Here is a 22,647-nt window from a genome sequence, read left to right as displayed (position 1 = left end):
TTTTTTATGCTAGGATAGTCTTAATATCAATAAGGAGTTGAACTAGTGACTCAAACCACTGAACGGGAATTTAAAACGTTAATTACTAAAGCACAATTTAATCAAATTAAAAACGAGCACCCCACAGCATTAACGGTGCATCAAACAAATTACTATTTTGAACTACCCGACCAGCAATTGCGTCAACAAGGACTGGCCCTTCGGATTCGCCAGTTTGCCGCTGACGCGGAACAAACGTTAAAGGTCCCAACAAATTCGGCCCAGCGAACATTGATTGAAATCACTGAACCACTTTCATTAGATGTCGCTGAGCAGCTAGTCCAACAGCAAACTATCCAACCCGATGGCCCCATCATGACTTATTTTAATGAGCAAGCATTAAATTGGCCTGCACTCACGATTTGGGGCTATAGTACAACTGAACGAACAATCTTTAATGCGCCACAAGGGCAGTTAATGCTCGATCAAACCAGCTTTCCGGATCAGTTTGTCGATTATGAGCTCGAGTTAGAAGTCATTGATTTTCAAACAGCGCGACCTTATTTTGAACAACTGGTCCAGCACTATTCAATTAAACTGACTCCTGTCATCAACAAAATCCAGCGGGCGAGTCAGCATCAAGCACATTAATTGCAAAATGGGTGTGTTTTGCTTAAAGTAGTCAAATACGATTATGTCGTTTTAAAAATTAATTAGTTTGGGGGAACAGCTTTGTTAGAAGTGTTTTTATTTATTAACCCGATTGGTCAACTTTGTTTACGTTCTGAAGAAGCACTCATTAAAATTATCGAAGAATCTGGCGAAACGAATATTCATTTTAAATTTATTCCCGTTTTGAATTTAAAAAACGTTGAACATTATATGCATTTTCAACAATTGAATAGTCATGATTTAGATTTACGCAACCAAGTTTTTGGCACGATTTACCAAGCAGTCCTAGCTTATAAGGCCGCTACTTTCCAAGGCAATAAGAAAAGCCGTGCTTTTTTAATGTGCTTGCAAGAATCTTTCCGTCAGTTTGACGCCCCCTTCAACACAACCTTGGTCCTATCGATTGCCGAACAAGTGGGCTTAGATACTGAAATGTTACTCGAAGATTGGCATAGTGAATTGGCTAAGCAGGCTTTCGACAGTGATCAACAACTGGCCTGTGAAATGAACATTCAAACGAGTCCATCTGCGGTTATTTTTAATTATGCTAAAGATCAAAATGATTCCGGCCTATTGATTGAAAATTGCGCTTCTTACGATTTATTGAAAGAAGTCTGTCAGCAACAAACTGACGCCGAAACAACCTATCAAACACTAACGCAACAACAATCTAAATTCACCAACGTTGCCTTCCGGGTTTTAACTTAAACCGCCTTGTCAAAAAGCCTAACGTTATCTTTGAACTAGCCGTCAAAGATAACGTTAGGCTTTTTATTTAATGAGTATTTGTTGGTCTTTTACCAACTGACGAATTGGCCAATCTTTCAAAATATCTGTCGGTAATAATGGCTGCTGTAGTCGTGTTGCGTAGTCACCAAAATAATCAATTGATTGTCGTTCGAGTAACCAGTGCACCCGACTCATAAACTGACCCGTTTCAAATAATGGTGGTACATAATCAAGACAGTAACACCAGCGTGGTACCGTCTGCAAGGTTAGCCCTTGTTGGTAACAAGCTTGTTGTAAACTAACTAGCTGTGCATCCATTCGAATCAGGCGGTTTTGAATCACTTGCCGCTGTTGTGCAATGCCAATTGGCGACCACTGATGACCAATCGAGATGTTTGCAGGTTGCGCGATTAACTTCAACGCCTGTTGTGCTGTCAAATACCGATTCTGCCAAAAATAGCCTTTGAAATCAATCGTCACGATATGATGATACAATAACCATTTCTGTTGGTGGGGCGCATAACCAAGGAGATAAAAACCCCATTCTGGACGATATTGAATAAACGCTAATTGCTGTTGACTAAACCAACGGTGTTTCGGCCAAAATCGTTCACCAAGCACCCAGATGACCGTTAAACCCGCCACTAAATAATCATTGGTGCGTTGTGCCAGACAGGTTGGTGTTAAAGGACTACACTGATATTCAATCACAACTGATTGCGCATCCCGAGTTGCTAAAACATCTGCTCGTTGGTGCTGACCGATTGGGACCTCATAGTCGACTTGGTAATCACTGGCAACCGCCAAGGCCCCAATGGCTGTTTTACCAAGCCGATGTGTCTGGCTTTCACCGGTACCACCGGCTGGTCGAACGTGGGCAAAGTACGGCGCCACTCGTTGCCCACCTTTTAACATGACCGGTTGTTGACAGTTTGGACAACACAGTGGTTGATTTTTAGCTAACATAGCTGTTGCAAGCACTAATTCACCAGATTCAGTTTGAGCAATTTTCATCTTCTCACCCCGACCTAATATACGCAAAAAAACGACCATCCTTTGACAGATAGTCGTTTTTTCTAATCTTTAAAATAATATCGGGTTAATTCCAAAGCACTATTGTCCATGACTTGTTGACCATATTCTTTCAAAAAATCAGCTGTATAGGGTGCCTTCTGACCAAACTCATTAGCGACGGCTAAATCATCTTGCAAGAAAGTTTCAGTCGTATTTTCCAAAAAGAAAATTAACTGCGCATAATATTGATGCTGATAGACGAATAAATTCGAAACACCACTTTCAATCCGCAATTGTTGCGCAAGCGCAACCCAATCATCAAATGATTTAAAGCCTAACACAATTTGCCGCGTTGGATTATCCGTTTGGTTAAGATAATTCATGGTTTCGTCATCATCGTCATCCGCTTGTTGCTCATCATCCGAATCCCGTTTAAGCAACTGTTTTTTGATGTATTCCGTAATCCCGTCTTGTCCTTGGACCATTTCAGAATTAGAATGCCCTTCAACTTGCCCAAAATTAGGGAGATTCTTACTAATTAACAACTCTAATCCCTGATCATTTGGTAAAACCTGAAAAGTGACGGCCTCATTGTTAGCAAAGGCGTGGTCTTGATCAACTTCTTCTAAAATTGAATAGAAGAAACGTTCAATCTTTTTATGATTACTTAATAAATCAAGCCCGGTAATGCCACGTTCTTCTAAATCATCATTTTCAAGAAGAACTCGAATTGTATTATCATCAATTTTTTCCATCTTCATGGGCCAGCGCCCCTTTCCACTACTGTCTAATTCACTCAGACAGCCATTGATTGTACTTTGCTTTACCATACCAGTATCACTAACAACATTCAAGTCTAGCGATTATTCTTTAATCAATAACCACTAAAAAAGGTAGACCATCCTTAATGCGGATAACCTACCTTTCAAACTTAATTCTCAATTAATGACTGAGTGCTACCACAAATACTTAGAAGCCTGCCATCAATTGTGCTTGTTGTAATTCTAACGCACGTACTTCACGTGGTAAGAAACGACGAATTTCATCTTCATTGTAACCAACTTGCAAACGTTTCTCATCAAGAATAATTGGCCGACGCAATAAACCGGGATTTTCTTGAACCAAGTCTAATAGTTCATTAACTGATAAATCATCAATTTTAATATTCAATTCTTGGAAAATCTTCGAACGTGTTGAGATAATTTCTTCAGTACCGTCCTCGGTCATTCTTAAAATCGTTTTAATTTCGTTTTTATTGAGAGGGTCCGAAAAAATATTGCGTTCTTTAAATGGAATATCATGTTCCTTTAACCACGCGCGGGCTTTACGACAAGATGTACAACTTGGTGATGTGTATAATGTAACCATATGTCTCTCTCCTTTTCTACCATGGAAGCGCCTACGTTTCGTATTCGTTCCATTCTCTCTTACAAACTCTATTATACGCGATTGAGTCGTCAAAAACTAGTCTTTCTTAAAAATAAATTAATCGTTTTCCAATAAACTTTAATTAACGAAATTATAATAAATGTCTAATTAAAGCGTTTAATATCGATATTATAGAACTAAAGTTCAATAGTGACTGTTTTATTTTTATCGATACAATCATTTTATTATTATAGTTAATTATCGTTCTAATGAAATTGCACTTATTTTTTGTAAGTTTTGTATACCACTATCTTACGTCAGGCAATTTCAATTGTCAATCCTTGTTTAGCAACTTGAATTGGTAACTTGGGTAAAACCGCTTGTGCCTGTTCTAGAAGCGTTGCAGCTGTTGCAGTTTGTGGTAAATGGGTTAATAACAATTGCTTGACCTGACCGTTTTCAGCCAAAACAGCAGACTGGGTCGTCGTCATGTGGGCCATTTTACCGGTTTTATCTTGCAAGAAGTTCGTATCCGTCATCAGTAGATCAGCCTGTTGGGCGAAATCCGCAAGTTCAGGGAAATAGGCCGTATCTGCAGTAAAGACTAACACCTTACCAGTTGCAACTTCTTCAATCCGTGTCGCAAACGCGGGCACGGGATGAATCGTTCGTTTAAAAGTGATTTTAAACGGCCCGACTGTCAATACGGTATCCTCTTGATAACCGAATCCCTGCGTGACACCCGGCAAGGTTAAACTGCCAAAATGTAACGGATCTTGTAAATGACCATAGATTGGTAAAATCGGTTCTTTTTTGACACCTTGGTGTAATTGCCAATAATATTGTAAAACACCTAAATCAGCGATGTGATCATGATGGTAATGGGTCAATAAAACGGCATCTAGTTGCAATGGTTCTAAAACTTTTTCGAGCGCTAATAATGCGCCACTCCCACAATCTAATAATAAATGATAATCACCACTCGTTAATAAATAACTACTCGTACCGACACCATTGTAGGGATAACCACCATAATAACCTAAGACTTGTAATTGCATTTCACTCAACTCCTCTTCTACGGTCTATCATAGCTTATATTGACCACATTGAGTATGGCCTTAATTGATTTTTATCCATATTTAACGCAAAAAATCGTTATTGACTAACCACGCTAGCCGATAACGATTTTTGCTTTAATAATCAATTATTGAATGACTTGAATCCGATCTTTTTTAATGTCTTGATAAAATAGTGTGACACTCATAATCAGGTAAGGATAGAACCATAGAAAACCAATCCCGGCAGTGAAATAAACAACGATTTCCCAACCGATAAAAGAGACTACCAATCCCAATAGTCGCCACCAGTGCCCTTTTAGAATCACCGTTGATAACGACAAAATCATTTTAATTGAGGCCTGTGGAAATTCAAATTTTAATAATACTAAAATCTGATAATAAGCTAAAATAATCGGTTGAATTAAACTAATCACTAATAAAACAAGTAAAAAGGTCAGCACCAAGAAATAATTGGCTGGCTGTTGGCTAAGCTTCATGAGATAAGGTGCTGCCGATGTTAACCCGTTGTAGCTGAAGTTTAACACGCGTTGCCAACCAATCAGTTGATAAAATGGGATTAAGCCAATCAGTAATAATCCCCAGTTTAAGACTTGTTGAATTAAGTTTAAAATCACTAAATCCGTATAGAATGGCTTTTTGAATAACGGGGTGATGGCGTTGATGCCTTTCGTCTTGTGGTAACTTAATTTCAAAGTCGCTAAGAAAACCGCGTTTAAAAAAATAAAATAGAAGAAATAACTCGCAAAAGTATCCCCCATTTGATACCAAAATGTATTAGCTCCAAAGAGACCTTCAAGTCCCGCATCAAGGAGCATCGTAATCAGTAACCACCACGCCACCATGGTCGCTAATTGTTGCCAATGTCCTTTTAATAAAAGTCGCGCTTGTGTTCGATAAGTCTTTAATTGCACAGAAATGCCTCCGGTTTAATAGTGCGTATCTTCATACAACGGTCGATTGACGATACGATTATAGATTTTAGCTGTGAGTAAATAAAACATGAGATAAATCATGATGAAAATCCCACAAACAATGTACACCAATTGTAACCCGGGATTATCTAAAAATAAACTCAATAATCGAATCGCAAAAATGGCGTGTAGTGTTCCGAGAATAATCGGTAATAAAAAGATCATCAGAATCTGGAAATAAATCGAGTGTTTGATTTCAGCCATACTCATCCCAATTTTTTTCAACGTTTGATATTGTAAGATTTCTTCTTGGGCTTCTGAGAGCTGTTTCAACATAATAATACTCCCGGTCGCTAGCATGAAGATTAAGGCAATTAAAATCATGATATACAGATAAAAGCCAAAATTGGCGTTGGCCAATGCCTGATTAGGCTTTTTAATCAGCACTTCATTACGGGTATCACCTGTTTGCTGTGGTTTTTTAATGGTTAATCGATAATGATCAATCGGCTTGCCCTTCTCGGTCACCAGATAAGCTTGTTTCTTAGCTGTCTGCGTGTATTTCAATAACGCCGCCATGAACGGTTTATTCTGTTGATCTTTCTTGGTTAAATTCACCGTGTGAATCTGATCGGTAACATCCGCTTGAATCCGTTGATACTGAGCATCCGCAACGACGACCATATTCTGAATCGATTCAAAATAAATTGCGGGGCCGTTAGGAAATAATTTACGCACTCGAATCACCTCTAAATGGGTTAATCCAGATTGATATAAATTTAACGGCGTGTGATCACGCTGTACTGGTTTTAGTGCCTTACTACGGGGTATTTTCAACATGGTCAGTGGCATATCAACAATTGCCACGGCTTCTTGCGGTTCTAAATGAGTTGCCGGACGATCAAACTGACTGGCCATCATCTGATTATATTGAGATAACCCCATCACCGTCGTGGCCCCGTTTTGCTGGTACCCATCTTGGAGCAATGGGCTGTTTAATTTAAAATTACCAGCAATAATTTTATAATCAATGACCGTTTTGGACTTAGGTGTCACGTGATAGCGCGCCATTAAAGCTTCAACATCCGATTTTTGTAATTGCGTATAAATTAAATCAGCCGGAATATTTTGTTTCAACTGACTTTGACCGTACGTGTAAATCATCGCTGTACTACCAATTGCCGTAATCGTAACCGCGCTTAAAATCGTAATCATCCATAATGTTTTAGCGTTTTTACGAAACCGATAACTGAGATTAGAAACACTTAATAGATGCGTTCCCCGATAATACAGCCGTTTCCAACGTCGTTCAAATTGTAACCAGATTTGAATATAAGCTTGAAAAAAGGCTAACGTCCCAATGATTTCGAATAGCAGTATCGCTAATAGGTAGAAAAGATCCGCTTCATAGCCAAATTGGCGTTCCATCATTGGCATCAAGGTAAAAATCTTTTCCGCCAAATAATAACCGCCAGCAATCAGCGCGATTCCGATGGTGCCCCACAGATAGGTCCAACCAGTCGGATGTTTCATCTTTTTAGCCATCCGGGTTGGATGCAATAAATCGACCAGTCGGTATCTAAAAATTAACGTACTGTTTAAAAAACCAATCATTAGAAACAAAAAACCAAACGTGCCGGTTGTCTGCCGGATCGCTTTCCACGAAATCAGAAACGGCATCGCCACCGCAATTCCCATCATTCGCAATAACAACATCGCGAATAATTTTGATAAAAAAACGCCTAATAACAGACCAATCAAAATGGCAATCAAGCCAATGATTAAACTTTCACCAAAAAAAAGAAAACTAATCTGTAATTTGGTCACACCGATAACGCTTAAAATCCCAATTTCTTGTTTCCGTTTCTTCACAAAGAAAAGATTCGCATATGCTAGGAAAAAAACGACAAATAATAAGATGATAATCCGCGCCACACCAATCGTTCCACCAAAAATAAGACGTTCACCAGCCGTTTTCAAATGGGTCAGTACCGGATCCGTTTCAATTGAGATGAAACAGAAATACACCACAATCGCTGCCACACAAGCAATTAGATAAGCGGCATAGTCCCGAGCCCGGTTCATCGCATTTTTAAAGGTCAGTCTTAACAGCATTGTAGCGACCTCCCCCACCAATAGTGGCCTGCATATCAATAATCTGATTAAAGAACTGTTGCCGGTCACCGCTCCGTACTATTTCGGCAAATAACTGGCCATCCTTGATAAACAGGATTCGCCGACAATAACTAGCCGTAAAGGCATCATGCGTGACTAATAAGATTGTTGTTTTTTCTTGATGGTTAATCTCCGTTAAGTACAACAATAATTCCGTTGCCGCTTTAGAATCTAAACTGCCTGTCGGTTCATCCGCCAACAACAACGCTGGATTGGTAATCATCGCACGCCCGCACGCCACTCGTTGCCGTTGCCCAATTGATACTTCTTCTGGATAGCGTTCTAATAAGCCACTAATTCCGAGAATTCGACTGACTTTATTTAATCGCGATTCAATCACCGCAACGCTTAACTTGTCCAACGCTAAGGGTAATAAAATGTTTTCCCGAATCGTTAATGAATTCAATAAATTAAAATCTTGGAAGATGAAGCCTAAATCTTGCCGACGAAAATTGGCTAATTTCGCTTCGCGCATCTTGGTCACTTCTTGGTCTTTAATCAACACTCGACCGTGTGTTGGCCGATCAATCGTCGCAATCATGTTTAACAACGTCGTCTTCCCCGCACCGGATGGGCCCATGATACCGACAAATTCACCGGGTTCAATCTCAAATGAAATATCATTGAGCGCGTTGACAACGTTCAGTCGATGACCGTAAACCTTAGAAATATGTTGAACCGAAACTACTGCCATGTTTTAAGCGCTCCTTTTAATTTAGTTTCTTATATTCTAGCAAAATTCTGGGCAAAAACCCACCATCCACTTATCAGACCTTAGACGGTTGTCTTTTGACCTTAAAATCGGTATTATGAATTTAATTATGCTTAAGGAGCGATTTAAAATGTTTGAAATTATGATTGTTGAAGATGATCAAACGATTGCTAATTTAATTGCCGAGAATTTAGAAAAATGGCAATTAAAAGCCATCTTACCCAAAGATTTTAACGCTATTTTTGACCAATTTCTCACGGATAAACCCCATTTAATCTTATTAGACATTAATTTACCGGTTTATGACGGCTTTTACTGGTGTCAAAAAATTCGTGAAGTTTCAAAAGTGCCCATCATCTTTATCTCCAGCCGTAATACCAACATGGATATGGTGATGTCGATGAACATGGGTGGCGATGATTTCGTCAATAAACCATTCTCTATGGAAGTCCTGATTGCTAAAATCAATGCGCTATTACGCCGCACCTACAACTATGTTGATCAAAATACCGACGTCATTGAACATAACGGTTTATTGATCAATCTGCAAAGTGGTGGCGCACAAGTTGGCGAAATCACGATTGATTTATCCAAAAATGAATACAAACTACTCCAATTTTTAATGCGCCAACACGGTCAAATTGTCAGCCGCGAGAAATTATTACGCGCGCTTTGGGACGATGAACGCTTTGTCGATGACAACACCCTGACCGTCAATATTAACCGCCTTCGTAAAAAAATTGAACAAGCCGGGCTCGATGATTATATTCAAACTAAAATTGGCCAAGGCTATATCATCCCCTAAGGAGCAATCATGACCTTAAAAAAATTTATTCGCGACCATCTGTTCCACATCGTTTTTTTCTTTGGCGGCATGTTCGTGCTCGACGTCGTTTTATGGCTTGATCCGAGTATGCGTTTTGCCAAATCAACGTTACTTTATCTCGATTTCTTACTGACGATTTTCTTTTGCGCCTTTATCATCGGTCTTTATCTCTACCACCTTAAATGGTATCGCGCAATTCAAATTCGGATGCACGCCCAAGAAGATGGCCTCAATTGGCCGTTAACCGGTGCGACCTCGGCTGAAAAACAATTCATCCAAGACTACGTCAATCAACTCCTCGATTATCATCAGCAAAGTATCGAACGCTTGATTCACACGCAACAAGACCAAAAAGCCTTCATTGATAGCTGGGTCCACGAAATTAAAGTGCCCTTAGCCGCCACGCAATTACTCGTTGATTCCGTTGAAATGCAAATTCCCGACGAAAAATTCAATCAACTGACTGAAGAGCTCGTTCGCATTGAACATTACGTTGAACAAGTGCTCTACTATTCCCGACTAGATAGTTTTTCAAAAGATTATTTGGTTCAAGAAACCGCATTAAAACCCGTGATCAATCAAGTTATTCGCCAAAATAGTCATTATTTTATTCAAAAAAAGCTCCATTTTGAATTAACCGGTGATGACCAAACCGTACTGACGGATGCTAAATGGCTGAGCTTCATTCTGAATCAAATTATCTCCAATGCGATTAAATATACCCCCGATGACGGTCAAATTAAGATTAATCTCCACCACGATGCGCTCGGTGTTTGGCTGGATATCCATGATTCCGGGATTGGCATCCCGGCCGCCGATTTACCCCGAATTTTTGATAAAGGGTTCACTGGTCAAAACGGACGCTTATCGAATCGCAATTCAACTGGTTTAGGTCTGTACCTCGCCAAGGAGCTCAGTCTGAAACTGGGGCATGAACTCTACGTTGAATCGACGGTCGATACCGGCACCACCTTTAAAATTCTATTTCCGTTTTTAAGTTATTATAATGATCCGGACAGTGACCAACTATTCGGTAAAAATACAAAATCCTAAAAAAACAGCGCCTAACTCCTTTCGGAATTAGACGCTGTTTTTTCGTGTTGTGACAATGTTACTTTAAGCTTCTTCTTTTAAAGACATTGAAGTCGCAATTTTAACGAATGGAATATAGATCAGAGTTGAAACAAGTAAGTTGACGGCGGCTAAAACCCCACCTTGCCAGCTGACCGTTGCAATCACACCGCCGATAATTGGTGGTGTCACCCAAGGTGGCATAACCGTTGCAGCCGGCACCATTCCAGATTTAGTGGCAAAGTAGGCGATTGAAACAATCACCATTGGTGTCAAAATATATGGAATAAATAAAACTGGATTTAAGACAATTGGCAAACCAAAAGTTAACGGTTCATTAATGTTGAAAATCCCAGGTGCGGCACTCAAGTTACCGACGATTGAGTATTGTTTGTTCTTACGACCGACTAACCAAATCGCAAAGATTAGACCAAGTGTTGCCCCAGTCCCACCTAAGTTAACAAATGAATCAAAGAATGGTTTGTTAACGATGTAAGGTGCTGCTTTACCAGCTTTGATAGCAGCAATGTTGGCTGTAATCGCTGGCGCATTAATTGTTTGCATAAATGGTTCGATCATGTTGGCACCATGTAACCCGAAGAACCAGAGGAATGGTGTGACGAAGGCTAATAATAATGCTGAAGGATAGCTGTTAGCAAGCCCTTGGAATGGTTCTTGAACGGCTTTATAGAATGACGTCACAATATTTTCAACGCCAAAGCCTAATAGAATGGTTGCGAATAATGAGAAGACAGCGATTGTAATCATTGAAGGCAATAAAGCCGCGAATGATTGTGCAACTGCTGGCGGTACCCCATCTGGCATCTTGATGACCAAATGTTTGTTACCCAATAAACGACGTAGCATTTCAGTTGAGATCATCGCAACGATTAACGCTACGAACAAGCCCATTGAATCCATGCCAGCCAAACCACCAACGGCGAAGAACGACGCAAGTGAAGTGACACCAGCTGCCAATGGGTTGATCTTGTAAGACTTACCCAAATTATAAGCAACTAAGAATACGATGAAGACTGATAAGATGGCGAACGTGCCGCTCCACGCGTTACCACCAAACTTCGTCCAAATGTAAGTTTTGTCTGCACCGGTACCTGTTGTCTTTGAAAAAAGACCGTTCATAAAATTGGTATATGCCGGTATTGGTAAATTATTAAGCAACGTTGCAAACGCGCCTAAAATCATCAATGGCATCGTTGTGACGAAAGCGTCACGAATGGCGATTAAATGTCGCTGATTACCTACCTTAGCGGCAATTGGTAAGAAGCGTTTCTCCATGAAACTGATAAATGAATCCATTAAACATCACTCCCTATCTTATCTATTTAAAGATAAATGATTGCTGTTACACTTATTATAATACCGACCCCAGGAAGCGCTGTCAAACATAAAACCCCTATCTTACGGGATTACACTTTATTTCACAAGGTAACCAAAAAAGCGCCAATCTCCGACTAATGGGGATTGACGCTACTTTATATATTACTATGGTATATACCAATTAACTTTCTATGAAAATAAATATTTTTATTATTTATCCTTTGCAAATCGTTTTCAACGAACTAATTTATCCCAAATGACGACTTCGCCACTTGCCAATGATTTTTGCACATCGATAATCCGTTGATTTTTACTGCCTCTAAATTGCAAGGTTAAATCCATTTGATCCTGCATGAAACGACCATCGACTAAAATATCGATTTTAGATAACAGTTCTAATTTATCATCAGACTCCAACATCAATTCATCCCAAGTATAACCAGTCCACGACCAGACATCTTTGGTCTGCCCGAAATTGGCCCGAATACGGTTCACTAATGATAAGCAAGTAGCCGTATTTAAAAACGGTTCACCGCCAAGTAAGGTCAGACCTTGGACATATGATTGACCTAAATCAGCCATAATCTGATCCTCGAGCTCGGTCGTGTAGGCTTTGCCGTATTTAAAATTCTGCGCAATCCGGTTATAACACCCGGGACAAGCGAATAAACAGCCACTGACGTATAAACTACAACGCACCCCTTCACCATCGACAAAATTAAAGGGTTTGTAGTCAGCCACGTAATTCTGACTTAACTCAGCTGAAAGCCATTCTTGTGGTTCGGGATTTTTGGGTCCTCGTTTAACTGTCATTTTCTAAAACACCTCTCTAATTAGAAAAATCGCCATTACGGCGATTTTCTTAAACTTTTTTATTGTCTAGCAAAATCGTTATTATCGTTACCAACCGTGATATGCATGTGTTTCACACGACTGGCAATTTCTTTATGCCGACCGTGAACCATTGGCCGTTGTTGTGGATTACCTAAGTAACCACAAGTCCGTTTAACCACGTCACACGTTGCTGGATCCGTATTACCACATTGAGGACATTGGAAACCGCGTTCGGTTGGTTTAAAGTCGCCTTTAAAGCCACATTTGAAACATTGATCAATCGGCGTATTCGTGCCTAAATAACCAACCCGATCATACGCATAATCCCAAACCGCTTCTAACGCTTTTGGATTTTGACGTAGATTAGGGTATTCACAATAGTGGATAAAACCACCGGAACAATATTTAGGATAATCTTTTTCGAAATCCAATTTTTCAAACGGTGTTGGTGCCTTACGGACATCGTAATGGAAGCTATTGGTGTAGTATTCCTTGTCCGTAATATTTTCAACAATCCCGAATTTTTGCGTATCTTTTTGACAGAAAGTGTTCGTTAGACTTTCAGCTGGTGTGCTATAAACTGAGAAATGGTAACCGTATTCCGTTGACCAGTCCACACAATGGTTATATAAGTCTTTGACCACTTTTAGTGTAAAGTCTTTGGCAGTTGCATCCTTTTCCCAATTGGCGCCAAAGAAGGCCGCGCCAACTTCGTAGAGGCCGATATACCCAAGAGAAACTGTGGCACGTGAATTTTTGAAGACTTCATCAACACTGTCGGTTTTCTTTAAACGTTTGCCAAACGCACCATATTGATATAGAATCGGTGCATTTTCAGGTTTCGCTTCTTTGGCACGTTCAACTTTGAAGACCAAGGCTTCTTTACAAACTTGCAAGCGTTGTTCAAGAATTTCCCAGAACTTAGCTTGATCACCAGCCGCTTCAAGAGCGATCCGCGGTAGATTAACCGTCACAACGCCCAAGTTCATCCGACCACTATTGACCTCTTCATTTTGTTCATTTTTCCAACCTTGTAAGAAACTCCGACAACCCATAGGTGCTTTAAATGAGCCTGTCAGTTCAATTAGCTTGTCATACATGAGAACGTCGGGATACATCCGTTTCGTCGCACAGTCGACCGCTAGTTGCTTAATATCGTAATTAGGATCGGTTGGGTTTAAGTTTAACCCCCGTTTGATTGAAAAAACTAACTTAGGAAAGATTGCTGTCCGTTTTTCTTGGCCTAAACCACCAATTCGGATTTGTAAGATGGCTTTTTGAATCGCCCGTTCAATCCAGTTACTGCCTAACCCAAAACCAAGGGTTGTGAAAGGCGTTTGGCCTTGTGATGAATAAAGAGTATTAATTTCATATTCAAGAGCTTGCATAGCATCATAGATATCTTTTTCAGTTTTAGCTTGTGCGTAATCATGTTGCTTGTCTGCACCTTCGACCCATTGTTTAGCGTCAATCATGTGTTTGTCATAATTTTTTTGAGCAAATGGGGCTAATAATTCATCAACCCGATCGGCTGAACAACCGCCATATTGACTTGAAGCAACGTTCGCAATAATTTGTGACATTTGCGCCGTTGCGGTTTGAATAGAATGTGGTGGTTCAACTTCAGCATTACCAATCTTGAAACCATGGTTTAACATTTCGTTAAAATCAATTAAACAGCAGTTAGTCATTGGACTGTATGGTTGGTAATCCAAATCGTGCCAATGAATTTCGCCTTTCAAATGTGCATTAGCCACCTTAGAAGGTAACATCTTCAAGCCCATCGCTTTAGCGACCGTACCCGCTGTTAAATCGCGTTGTGTATTGAACACTTGACTATCTTTATTGGCGTTTTCGTTCACCACAGTTTGATCTTTTTTCAATAATTTTTGAATGGTGAAATTAATATCGGTCGCTTTATTTCGTGAAAAATCGCGTTGTGTCCGATAATTAATGTATTCTTGGGCAAAATCATATTGATGATGTTCTAATAAAGTGTGTTCAACGATATTTTGAATTTCATAAATCTTGATATCTTTATCAAAGCGATTTTTAATTTCAGCAACCACATCGTTAGCGACTGAATTCAAGATTTGATAATCTAACGGTTCAAGTTCTCTTTTGACGTTCTTAGCCGCCTTAATAATGGCTTGTTCAATCTTCTCAGCTGAAAAAGGTAAGATTCGGCCATCCCGTTTGATCACTTTAATCGCTAAAATATTGTTTGCATCTGACATTTCACGCATTTCTAACATCAACAATTTCCCCTTTTAAAAAATTACTATCCCCATCATAGCGAAATAAAAAAAGACAATCAACTATATGTGGTGTATTTTCCAAATAAAAAGGTGGACAACAACTATCTGTTGTATCCACCTAATTGTGTGCAATTTTTTCTTTTGCCCGTCGTTGTCCCGTTCTAATCAGACAGTCCTAAAAAAGAATTGACTTATTTCGTTTTCGTGATTTTTAAAGTCATCGCATTAACCGCCACAACGACTGTTGAAAGTGACATTAAAACGGCCCCCACTGCAGGACTTAAAATTAAACCGATACCGGCGAATAAACCAGCGGCCAATGGGATTGCGACGATGTTATAACCCGCTCCCCACCAAAGGTTTTGTTTCATCTTACGATTGGTGACCCGCGCCAAGTTCAAGAAATTAATGATATCGTGTGGATTGCTCTTAACGAGTACAACATCTGCTGAATCAACCGCGACGTCAGTGCCCGCACCGATTGCAATGCCAATATCGGCTCGCGTCAGACTCGGCGCATCGTTGACCCCATCACCAACCATCATGACAACTTGCCCTTTTGCTTGGTAATCTTGAATAATTCGTTCTTTATCTTCCGGTTTTAAATTAGCCTGGAAGTCGATGCCACCAAGTTGTTCAGCTACCTTAGCGGCCACTTGCTGGTTATCGCCAGTCAACATCACCGGCTGAATATGGCGCTTTTTCAAGGCTTGAATAAAAGTGATGGCCTCCGGTTTCAATTGATCCCCTTGAGCCACTAATCCTAAAACTGTTTGCTTCTGGAGCAAATAGCTGACCGAATTTCCCATTTGAGCTAATGCATCAAATTGTGATTGGTCAAAAACAATTTTTTGTTGCAGTAAATAAGTCGCCGTTACAATTTGGTAACTTTGCTGATCAATCGTCCCCGTTAAGCCCACACCTTGAATCGTTTGTACCTCGTCGGCTGACAAACTGGTGATTGAATGCGCCTGGTTATACGTCATAATACCAGTTGCCAACGGGTGACTTGAATGGCTTTCCAAAGCGCCGAAAAGTTGCATCAAGCGTGTTTCATCTAAGTGTTCATCAAAAATTTTAATCGCGTTAATTTTAAAGTCGCCTTGGGTTAAAGTCCCCGTCTTATCCATCAAAATAGTCGTGACCTGATCCGCCGTTTCTAAAGCTTGGCGATTTCGAATCAGTAACCCGTTGGTGGCCGCAATTGATGTACTCCGGGCAACGACCAACGGAATCGCTAACCCTAATGCGTGGGGACAAGCGATAATGAAGACCGTCACCATTCGTTCAAAGGCAGTATTTAAATCAGCCAAGAACAACCAACTGATAAACGCAATGATGCCGACCACTAATGCCGCGTAAAAGAGATAACTGGCGACTTTATCCGCCAAACTGGCGACTTTAGATTGATCTTGCTGAGCCTGTTTGATCAATTTCATGACTTGGGCCAGATAACCACTCTCACCAGTCCCGGTGATTCGGACGGTTAAGGTGCCATCACCGTTAACCGTTCCACCAATCACTTGGTCACCACTGGTTTTAGCAACGGCCTTAGCCTCACCAGTCACCAAGGCTTCGTTGACTTGACTGTCCCCGGCGATGATTAACCCGTCAGCCGGGACTTTCTCACCGGCTGGCACCAAAACGGTTTGACCAATTGTCAAAGCTTGCAATGGCACGGTTTGTTGTTGACCATTCGCATCGATAATCCGCGCTTGACCTGGTAAGAGCGCCGCCATCTTCTCTAAAGCACTACCGGCGCTCATCACAGCGTTCATTTCAATCCAGTGACCCAATAACATAATCACAATCAAGGTTGCTAATTCCCAGAAGAAATCCATTACGTGCGTCGCTGAATGCCAAAAATGATTGGCTATAAAAGCGTACAAGCTATAGCCGTACGAAACGCTAATCCCCATGGCAATCAACGTCATCATCGCTAGTTGACGTTCAGCTAACTCGCTTTTGGCCCCCTTCAAAAAAGGCGCACCGCCGTAAAAGAATAAAAAAGTTGCCAGTACTAATACTAGCCAATCAGACCCAGCAAAAGTCATTTGAAATGGGAGTCGAATACCCATCATTGGCGACAAAATAATAATTGGCACCGCGGCAACCAATGATAACCAAAATTTTTGTTTCAAGTTGCCCATATGCATCATTTGGCCACCGTGCATCATCATATCCTCATCGTGTTCTGAATCGTCCATCTGCATATGATCCATGCTCATGTGGTCCATATTCATATGATTCATGTCGTGACCTGTTTCGTGTTCATTCATCTTCATTAAATGTCCCTCCTATTCACAATCACAGTTAGCCGGCAAACAATTACAAGCCACTTTAACCGGTGCCGTTTTCAATTTGGTCGCCAACACCGTTTGTAACTGTTCAATATCCGTTTGACTTAAAGTCGTGGTTTCAACTAGATTAGCCAACGTTTGGCCTTTTTTCATTTCGCATAAATGGTCAAATAACCCTTGCGTAGCATGGTCCATCGCATCGACTTCCGCCACGGTTGCAGTATAACTAAACCGCCGTCCCTCTTTAGTCGCTGTTAAATAACCTTTTTTCACTAACCGACCAATCAACGTTTTGATGGTTGAGTCTTGCCAGTCCCGTTTTTGTTGTAAGATATCGATTAAATCACGACTATTAACCGCCCCTAACGACCAAATCACGCGCATGACTTCCCATTCAGAAGCAGTAATTTCATTATCTGGCATTTCATCACTCTCTTTCGTTTACAATTGTAGATTTATTATAAGTTCAGTTTAACCCGTCACTCATAGCTTGTCAATTAATATGACGCCACAAAAAAAAGACCCCCTAAAATAGGCGGTCTTCAAAGTTAAACGATTATAGATTACTCATGTAATCTTCAACTAATTTTTGATTTTCTTCATTACTTGTATTCACGTTGACAGCTGTTTCAACTAAATCAGCTAAATCAGTTGTATCCAAACGTTTCATCAAGCTCCGAACACGTAATACTGAAGTGGCACTCATTGAGAATTCATCTAAGCCCATCCCGACAAGGAGTGGGGCCATGATTGAATCTCCAGCCGCTTCACCGCACATACCAGTCCACTTACCTTCTTTATGAGAAGCGTCGATGACGTTCTTCACAAGACGCAAGATAGCTGGATTGTAAGGTTGGTATAAGTATGAAACGTGTTCGTTCATCCGATCAGCAGCCATTGTGTATTGAATCAAGTCGTTGGTCCCGATACTGAAGAAATCGACTTCTTTAGCAAATTGGTTAGCCAAAACGGCACTGGCAGGAATTTCCACCATCATCCCAACTTGTAAATCATCTGAAACGGTTTGACCCTTAGCAATTAAACTTGCTTTTTCTTCTTCGAGAATTCCTTTGGCTTGACGGAATTCAGCAACAGTTGCAATCATTGGGAACATAATCCGTAACTTACCGTAGTTAGAGGCACGCAATAAAGCGCGTAACTGCGTTCTAAAGATGTCATCACGATCTAAACTAATCCGAATTGCTCGGTAGCCTAAAAACGGATTCATTTCTTCAGGAAGTGGTAAGTAAGGTAATTTCTTATCCCCACCAATGTCCATCGTCCGGACAACAACGGGTTTACCGCTCATACCTTCTAGAACTGCTTTATAAGCTTCAAACTGATCGTCTTCACTAGGCAGTTCAGGTGAATCCATATAAAGGAATTCTGTCCGATATAAACCAATTGCTTCAGAACCATTAGCGACAACACCCTCTAAATCTTTAGGTGTCCCGATGTTGGCAGCAACTGTAAAGGTTTTACCGTCTTTGGTAACAGATTTTTCGTCCTTTAGTTTTTCCCATTCAGCTTTTTGAGCTGCAAAATCTTTTGCTTTCGCATCATATTCTGCAACGTCAGCTGCGGTTGGATCTAAAACAGCGACTCCGTTAATCCCGTCGACGATTAATTCTTCGCCAGCTTTAACGACACTCGTAATTGTTTCAGTCCCAACAATCGCTGGAATTTCTAAAGAACGCGCCATAATCGCAGAATGTGATGTCCGTCCACCAATATCAGTCACAAACGCCTTCACGAATTTACCATTCAATTGGGCTGTGTCACTTGGTGTCAAGTCATGCGCAATCACGATTACTTCTTCATTAATTAATGCTGGGTTAGGGAGTGTTACCCCTAATAGATGACTGAGAACGCGCTTAGTGACATCTTTGATGTCAGCAGCCCGTTCTTGCATGTATGCGTTATCAGTCATAGCCTCAAAAGTGGCCACAAATAAATCTGCGACCTCTTTCAAAGCTTGCTCAGCATTAACCTTATTATCTTTGATTTTACCTTCGATTTCGCCGGTAAATTCAGGGTCTGCTAAAATCATGATGTGGGCGTCAAAAACTTGTGCTTCTTCTTCCCCTAATGATTTAGCAGCAATCTTCCGAATGGTCTTTAAATCATCCGTGGAATCTTGTAAGGCCTTATGCAAACGATTAATCTCTTTTTCTGAATCCGTAATGGTTGATTTCGAAAATGACAAATCGGGTTGCACTAACATGTAGGCTTTCGCAGTTGCGATTCCGTCACTTGCAGCGATCCCTTGAAGTCTTGTCATTATTCAGATAAACCTTCCTTTTTCATTGTTTCTTCGATTGCGTTGATAGCATCAGCTTCGTCAGCACCTTCAGCAGAAATAGTAACGTCTGCGCCTTGACCAACACCAAGAGACATAACGCCCATGATTGATTTCAAGTTAACAGATTTACCTTTATATTCTAAGTTGACATCTGAGTTAAATTTGCTTGCTGTTTGTACCAATAATGTAGCTGGACGAGCGTGGATACCTGTGTCTGCTACTACGTGAAAATCGCGTTTTTCCATGTTAATCGATCCCCTTTTATCTATACAGATTTATTTTTTAACGAAATGGCTGACCGTAATTCTACCGTCACCCTTTCGATAGTTAAGATTACCATTTTTTGAAAAATACTACAACTGTTTCGCCAACAAAATTAATCACCGTCTAAACGATACCGCTTTCAGACGCTCGATAAATCACCTGCCCATTTCGTTGCGCAAACCCCACAATTTCTTTTCGATGATCATAATTAACCCAGACTTTCTGAAAATTAAGAAACTCGTTTTTCTCAACAATAATCTCATCTTTTTCGTGATTTAGTAGGGCGTTCATCTCTGCTAAAAAATCTCTTTGCATACTTACACCTCATATCTTATTATTTTCATTAGTTATTTCCATACTCATTTTCATTTAGATGTCACCTAAACCAATTCTATTGTACTGAAATTAATGTTCTAAATAAAGTTTTTATTTTCAAGTACGATTACTTGCAACTTTTTTTGACGATGCTTATAATTCATTTAAAGGTCAAAGATAGTCAGATAAACTTTGATCATCAAATTGATAAGAAAGGTCGTGACAGTCTGATGCTTTGTCAAAATTGTCAGCAAAATCCGGCAACAATCCATCTCTACACAAGCACTAATGGCCAACGACATGCCATTAATTTATGTCAAAACTGTTATCAACTCTTAAAACAACAAGATGGCACTAACCAACCTACTGGTAGTTATGCCGATCCATTTGGTTTTGGTAACCTTGATGACTTGTTTAAAGCCATGGGGGCAACACCCAATGAACAGATGAACCCTAATCAGGGACCGCAAACCCAAGCCGGTGGTAACAATGGTGGTCAAAATAATGAAAGTTTATTAAGTCAATATGGGGTTAACTTGACCAATCTCGCTAAAGGGGGCCAAATCGATCCCGTGATTGGTCGCGATAAAGAAATCGCGCGGGTGATTGAAATTCTCAACCGTCGGACCAAAAACAACCCGGTTTTAATTGGTGAAGCCGGTGTTGGTAAAACCGCAGTCGTCGAGGGTTTAGCACAAAAAATTGCGGATGGTAACGTCCCGACTAAATTACAAGATCGCCAAGTCATCCGACTAGACGTCGTTTCTTTAGTTCAAGGAACCGGCATTCGTGGCCAATTTGAACAACGAATGCAACAATTAATGACCGAATTAAAACAAAATAAACAATATATTCTCTTTATTGATGAAATTCACGAAATTGTCGGTGCTGGTAACGCTGAGGGTGGCATGGACGCTGGCAACGTTTTGAAACCCGCTTTAGCTCGTGGTGAGCTCCAATTGGTGGGCGCAACGACTAACAATGAATACCGCCAAATTGAAAAAGATGCCGCACTCGCCCGCCGTTTACAACCAGTCGCCGTCAATGAACCAACCGTTGATGAAACCGTTCAAATTCTGAAAGGGTTACAAGAAAAGTATGAAAGCTATCATCACGTTCATTATACAGATGATTCTCTAAAAGCCGCGGCAATGCTCTCTAACCGTTATATTCAAGATCGCTTTTTACCCGATAAGGCCATTGATTTGTTGGACGAAGCGGGTTCTAAAAAGAATCTAACGATTACCGTCGTGGATCCTAAAGTCTTGGAAGATAAGATTAAAACCGCTGAGGGTGCCAAACAAACGGCCCTCAAAGAAGAAGACTACGAAAAAGCGGCCTTCTATCGCGACCAAGTTAATAAACTAACTAAGATGCGTGAAACCGACAGTCCTGATGACTCACAAGAACCGACAATTACCGAAAAAGATATGGAAAAGATTGTCGAAGAAAAAACACGCATTCCAGTTGGCGAATTAAAAGCGCAAGAACAGGCCCAACTAAAAAATCTGGCAACTGATTTGGAAGCCCACGTCATTGGTCAAGATTCTGCAATTGATAAAGTCGCTCGTTCAATTCGCCGCAACCGGATTGGTTTCAATAAGTCTGGACGGCCAATTGGCTCCTTCCTTTTTGTTGGCCCAACTGGTGTCGGTAAAACAGAACTGGCTAAACAAATTGCCAAAGAATTATTTGGTAGTCCCGATTCAATGATTCGTTTTGATATGAGTGAATATATGGAAAAATTCAGCGTCTCGAAATTAATTGGGTCCCCGCCCGGCTATGTCGGCTATGAAGAAGCTGGTCAATTAACCGAACAAGTTCGGCGCAACCCATATAGTCTAATTTTATTGGATGAAATTGAAAAAGCCCATCCAGACGTGATGCATATGTTCTTACAAATTTTAGATGACGGTCGTTTAACCGATTCGCAAGGTCGCACCGTTAGCTTTAAAGATACGATTATTATTATGACGTCCAATGCTGGCCAAACCGATGCTGAAGCCAATGTTGGTTTTGGTGCAGCGGCGAACGGACAGACTCATTCTATTTTGAATCAGTTACAAAATTATTTTAAACCTGAACTGCTAAACCGTTTCGATGACATCATTGAATTCCAAGCTTTGGCTAAGAACAATCTTTTAAAGATTGTTTCACTAATGATTGATGAAACCAATGGGATGATTGCTGACCAAGGATTGCATATTGACGTCACTGATGACGTTAAAACTCGGTTAGTTGATCTCGGTTATAACCCTGAGATGGGGGCCCGCCCACTTCGTCGGGTGATTCAAGAAGAGATTGAAGACCGCGTTGCCGATTACTATCTAGATCACCCAGAGCATAAACAACTAGTTGCACACTTGGTCGATGAGCATATTAAAGTTAGTAGCGTTTAAGTGTCGATGCATTAAAAAATGATTAAAAAAAAGATAAATTAAGTGTAAACACGTGTTAAATAGAGCGCTTTCAATTATAATGATGATAGGATAAAATGATT

Annotated in this window: 20 protein-coding genes; 5 read left to right on the top strand and 15 right to left on the bottom strand. The window is 40.5% G+C overall.

Annotated elements, in window-relative coordinates; all coding sequences use genetic code 11:
* The first annotated feature begins 45 nt into the window (after positions 1–45).
* The gene (locus ACVPPQ_RS07560; RefSeq protein ID WP_463493746.1) at positions 46–630 is read left to right on the top strand and encodes a CYTH domain-containing protein; all 585 of its coding nucleotides are present in this window, start codon (positions 46–48) and stop codon (positions 628–630) included.
* Between the two features lie 90 nt (positions 631–720).
* A complete protein-coding gene (locus tag ACVPPQ_RS07555) occupies positions 721–1,359 on the top strand; it encodes a DsbA family protein (RefSeq protein ID WP_235805103.1) in 639 nt (212 codons plus the stop codon).
* 63 nt (positions 1,360–1,422) lie between these two features.
* Here the strand turns inward: ACVPPQ_RS07555 and ACVPPQ_RS07550 are convergent, their stop codons facing one another.
* From ACVPPQ_RS07550 to ACVPPQ_RS07520, 7 genes are all read right to left on the bottom strand, one after another.
* Positions 1,423–2,394 carry a competence protein CoiA gene (locus ACVPPQ_RS07550; RefSeq protein ID WP_463493744.1) on the bottom strand — a complete coding sequence of 324 codons (972 nt, stop codon included), beginning with the start codon at positions 2,392–2,394 and terminating at the stop codon, positions 1,423–1,425.
* Between the two features lie 62 nt (positions 2,395–2,456).
* Positions 2,457–3,155 carry an adaptor protein MecA gene (locus ACVPPQ_RS07545; protein ID WP_463493742.1) on the bottom strand — a complete coding sequence of 233 codons (699 nt, stop codon included), beginning with the start codon at positions 3,153–3,155 and terminating at the stop codon, positions 2,457–2,459.
* Between the two features lie 208 nt (positions 3,156–3,363).
* Entirely contained in the window at positions 3,364–3,762 is a 399-nt protein-coding gene (gene spxA, locus ACVPPQ_RS07540) for a transcriptional regulator SpxA (RefSeq protein ID WP_025083353.1), read from the bottom strand.
* Positions 3,763–4,079: 317 nt separating this feature from the next.
* Entirely contained in the window at positions 4,080–4,820 is a 741-nt protein-coding gene (locus tag ACVPPQ_RS07535) for an MBL fold metallo-hydrolase (RefSeq protein ID WP_463493740.1), read from the bottom strand.
* A gap of 146 nt (positions 4,821–4,966) precedes the next feature.
* Complete coding sequence (locus tag ACVPPQ_RS07530) at positions 4,967–5,752, bottom strand: DUF975 family protein (protein ID WP_463493739.1); 786 nt, start codon at positions 5,750–5,752, stop codon at positions 4,967–4,969.
* 15 nt (positions 5,753–5,767) lie between these two features.
* Complete coding sequence (locus ACVPPQ_RS07525) at positions 5,768–7,867, bottom strand: ABC transporter permease (protein WP_463493737.1); 2,100 nt, start codon at positions 7,865–7,867, stop codon at positions 5,768–5,770.
* A complete protein-coding gene (locus ACVPPQ_RS07520) occupies positions 7,845–8,621 on the bottom strand; it encodes an ABC transporter ATP-binding protein (RefSeq protein WP_463493735.1) in 777 nt (258 codons plus the stop codon). The genes ACVPPQ_RS07525 and ACVPPQ_RS07520 overlap by 23 nt, the downstream gene beginning before the upstream one ends.
* A gap of 148 nt (positions 8,622–8,769) precedes the next feature.
* Between ACVPPQ_RS07520 and ACVPPQ_RS07515 the strand changes: the two genes are divergently transcribed.
* A complete protein-coding gene (locus tag ACVPPQ_RS07515; protein WP_025083358.1) occupies positions 8,770–9,444 on the top strand; it encodes a response regulator transcription factor in 675 nt (224 codons plus the stop codon).
* 9 nt (positions 9,445–9,453) lie between these two features.
* Positions 9,454–10,518, top strand: a complete 1,065-nt coding sequence (locus ACVPPQ_RS07510) for a sensor histidine kinase (RefSeq protein ID WP_463493734.1) — start codon at positions 9,454–9,456, stop codon at positions 10,516–10,518.
* A gap of 63 nt (positions 10,519–10,581) precedes the next feature.
* Here ACVPPQ_RS07510 and ACVPPQ_RS07505 read toward each other — a convergent pair whose 3' ends face one another.
* The 8 genes from ACVPPQ_RS07505 to ACVPPQ_RS07470 all read right to left on the bottom strand — a co-directional run bounded on the left by ACVPPQ_RS07505 (position 10,582) and on the right by ACVPPQ_RS07470 (position 20,147).
* Positions 10,582–11,853, bottom strand: a complete 1,272-nt coding sequence (locus ACVPPQ_RS07505; RefSeq protein WP_463493733.1) for a PTS sugar transporter subunit IIC — start codon at positions 11,851–11,853, stop codon at positions 10,582–10,584.
* Between the two features lie 255 nt (positions 11,854–12,108).
* The gene (gene nrdG, locus ACVPPQ_RS07500) at positions 12,109–12,687 is read right to left on the bottom strand and encodes an anaerobic ribonucleoside-triphosphate reductase activating protein (RefSeq protein WP_463493732.1); all 579 of its coding nucleotides are present in this window, start codon (positions 12,685–12,687) and stop codon (positions 12,109–12,111) included.
* Between the two features lie 59 nt (positions 12,688–12,746).
* Positions 12,747–14,963, bottom strand: a complete 2,217-nt coding sequence (gene nrdD / locus ACVPPQ_RS07495; protein ID WP_463493731.1) for an anaerobic ribonucleoside-triphosphate reductase — start codon at positions 14,961–14,963, stop codon at positions 12,747–12,749.
* A gap of 194 nt (positions 14,964–15,157) precedes the next feature.
* A complete protein-coding gene (locus ACVPPQ_RS07490; RefSeq protein WP_463493730.1) occupies positions 15,158–17,251 on the bottom strand; it encodes a heavy metal translocating P-type ATPase in 2,094 nt (697 codons plus the stop codon).
* A 12-nt stretch (positions 17,252–17,263) separates the two neighbouring features.
* Positions 17,264–17,689: a CopY/TcrY family copper transport repressor gene (locus tag ACVPPQ_RS07485; RefSeq protein ID WP_025083362.1), complete on the bottom strand. Its 426-nt coding sequence runs from the start codon at positions 17,687–17,689 to the stop codon at positions 17,264–17,266.
* Positions 17,690–17,822: 133 nt separating this feature from the next.
* On the bottom strand, positions 17,823–19,547 hold the full coding sequence (gene ptsP / locus ACVPPQ_RS07480) for a phosphoenolpyruvate--protein phosphotransferase (protein ID WP_463493729.1): 1,725 nt from the start codon (positions 19,545–19,547) through the stop codon (positions 17,823–17,825).
* Entirely contained in the window at positions 19,547–19,813 is a 267-nt protein-coding gene (locus ACVPPQ_RS07475; protein ID WP_004265632.1) for a phosphocarrier protein HPr, read from the bottom strand. Before ACVPPQ_RS07475 ends, ptsP begins: the two co-directional genes overlap by 1 nt.
* A 142-nt stretch (positions 19,814–19,955) precedes the next feature.
* Positions 19,956–20,147: a hypothetical protein gene (locus ACVPPQ_RS07470; RefSeq protein ID WP_463493726.1), complete on the bottom strand. Its 192-nt coding sequence runs from the start codon at positions 20,145–20,147 to the stop codon at positions 19,956–19,958.
* 230 nt (positions 20,148–20,377) lie between these two features.
* Between ACVPPQ_RS07470 and ACVPPQ_RS07465 the strand changes: the two genes are divergently transcribed.
* A complete protein-coding gene (locus ACVPPQ_RS07465) occupies positions 20,378–22,546 on the top strand; it encodes an ATP-dependent Clp protease ATP-binding subunit (RefSeq protein ID WP_463496352.1) in 2,169 nt (722 codons plus the stop codon).
* The last annotated feature ends 101 nt before the right edge of the window (positions 22,547–22,647 follow it).

The sequence above is a fragment of the Latilactobacillus parafuchuensis genome (assembly GCF_055271665.1).
This window is presented reverse-complemented; position numbering and strand designations above follow the sequence as displayed.

Excerpts from the sequence above, each read along its gene's own strand:
- ACVPPQ_RS07550 (WP_463493744.1), bottom strand. The coding sequence starts at position 2,394 with ATGAAAATTGCTCAAACTGAATCTGGTGAATTAGTGCTTGCAACAGCT.
- ACVPPQ_RS07545 (WP_463493742.1), bottom strand. The coding sequence starts at position 3,155 with ATGAAGATGGAAAAAATTGATGATAATACAATTCGAGTTCTTCTTGAA.
- spxA (WP_025083353.1), bottom strand. The coding sequence starts at position 3,762 with ATGGTTACATTATACACATCACCAAGTTGTACATCTTGTCGTAAAGCC.
- ACVPPQ_RS07535 (WP_463493740.1), bottom strand. The coding sequence starts at position 4,820 with ATGCAATTACAAGTCTTAGGTTATTATGGTGGTTATCCCTACAATGGT.
- ACVPPQ_RS07525 (WP_463493737.1), bottom strand. The coding sequence starts at position 7,867 with ATGCTGTTAAGACTGACCTTTAAAAATGCGATGAACCGGGCTCGGGAC.
- ACVPPQ_RS07520 (WP_463493735.1), bottom strand. The coding sequence starts at position 8,621 with ATGGCAGTAGTTTCGGTTCAACATATTTCTAAGGTTTACGGTCATCGA.
- ACVPPQ_RS07515 (WP_025083358.1), top strand. The coding sequence starts at position 8,770 with ATGTTTGAAATTATGATTGTTGAAGATGATCAAACGATTGCTAATTTA.
- ACVPPQ_RS07510 (WP_463493734.1), top strand. The coding sequence starts at position 9,454 with ATGACCTTAAAAAAATTTATTCGCGACCATCTGTTCCACATCGTTTTT.
- ACVPPQ_RS07505 (WP_463493733.1), bottom strand. The coding sequence starts at position 11,853 with ATGGATTCATTTATCAGTTTCATGGAGAAACGCTTCTTACCAATTGCC.
- nrdG (WP_463493732.1), bottom strand. The coding sequence starts at position 12,687 with ATGACAGTTAAACGAGGACCCAAAAATCCCGAACCACAAGAATGGCTT.
- nrdD (WP_463493731.1), bottom strand. The coding sequence starts at position 14,963 with ATGTTAGAAATGCGTGAAATGTCAGATGCAAACAATATTTTAGCGATT.
- ACVPPQ_RS07490 (WP_463493730.1), bottom strand. The coding sequence starts at position 17,251 with ATGAAGATGAATGAACACGAAACAGGTCACGACATGAATCATATGAAT.
- ACVPPQ_RS07485 (WP_025083362.1), bottom strand. The coding sequence starts at position 17,689 with ATGCCAGATAATGAAATTACTGCTTCTGAATGGGAAGTCATGCGCGTG.
- ptsP (WP_463493729.1), bottom strand. The coding sequence starts at position 19,547 with ATGACAAGACTTCAAGGGATCGCTGCAAGTGACGGAATCGCAACTGCG.
- ACVPPQ_RS07475 (WP_004265632.1), bottom strand. The coding sequence starts at position 19,813 with ATGGAAAAACGCGATTTTCACGTAGTAGCAGACACAGGTATCCACGCT.
- ACVPPQ_RS07470 (WP_463493726.1), bottom strand. The coding sequence starts at position 20,147 with ATGCAAAGAGATTTTTTAGCAGAGATGAACGCCCTACTAAATCACGAA.
- ACVPPQ_RS07465 (WP_463496352.1), top strand. The coding sequence starts at position 20,378 with ATGCTTTGTCAAAATTGTCAGCAAAATCCGGCAACAATCCATCTCTAC.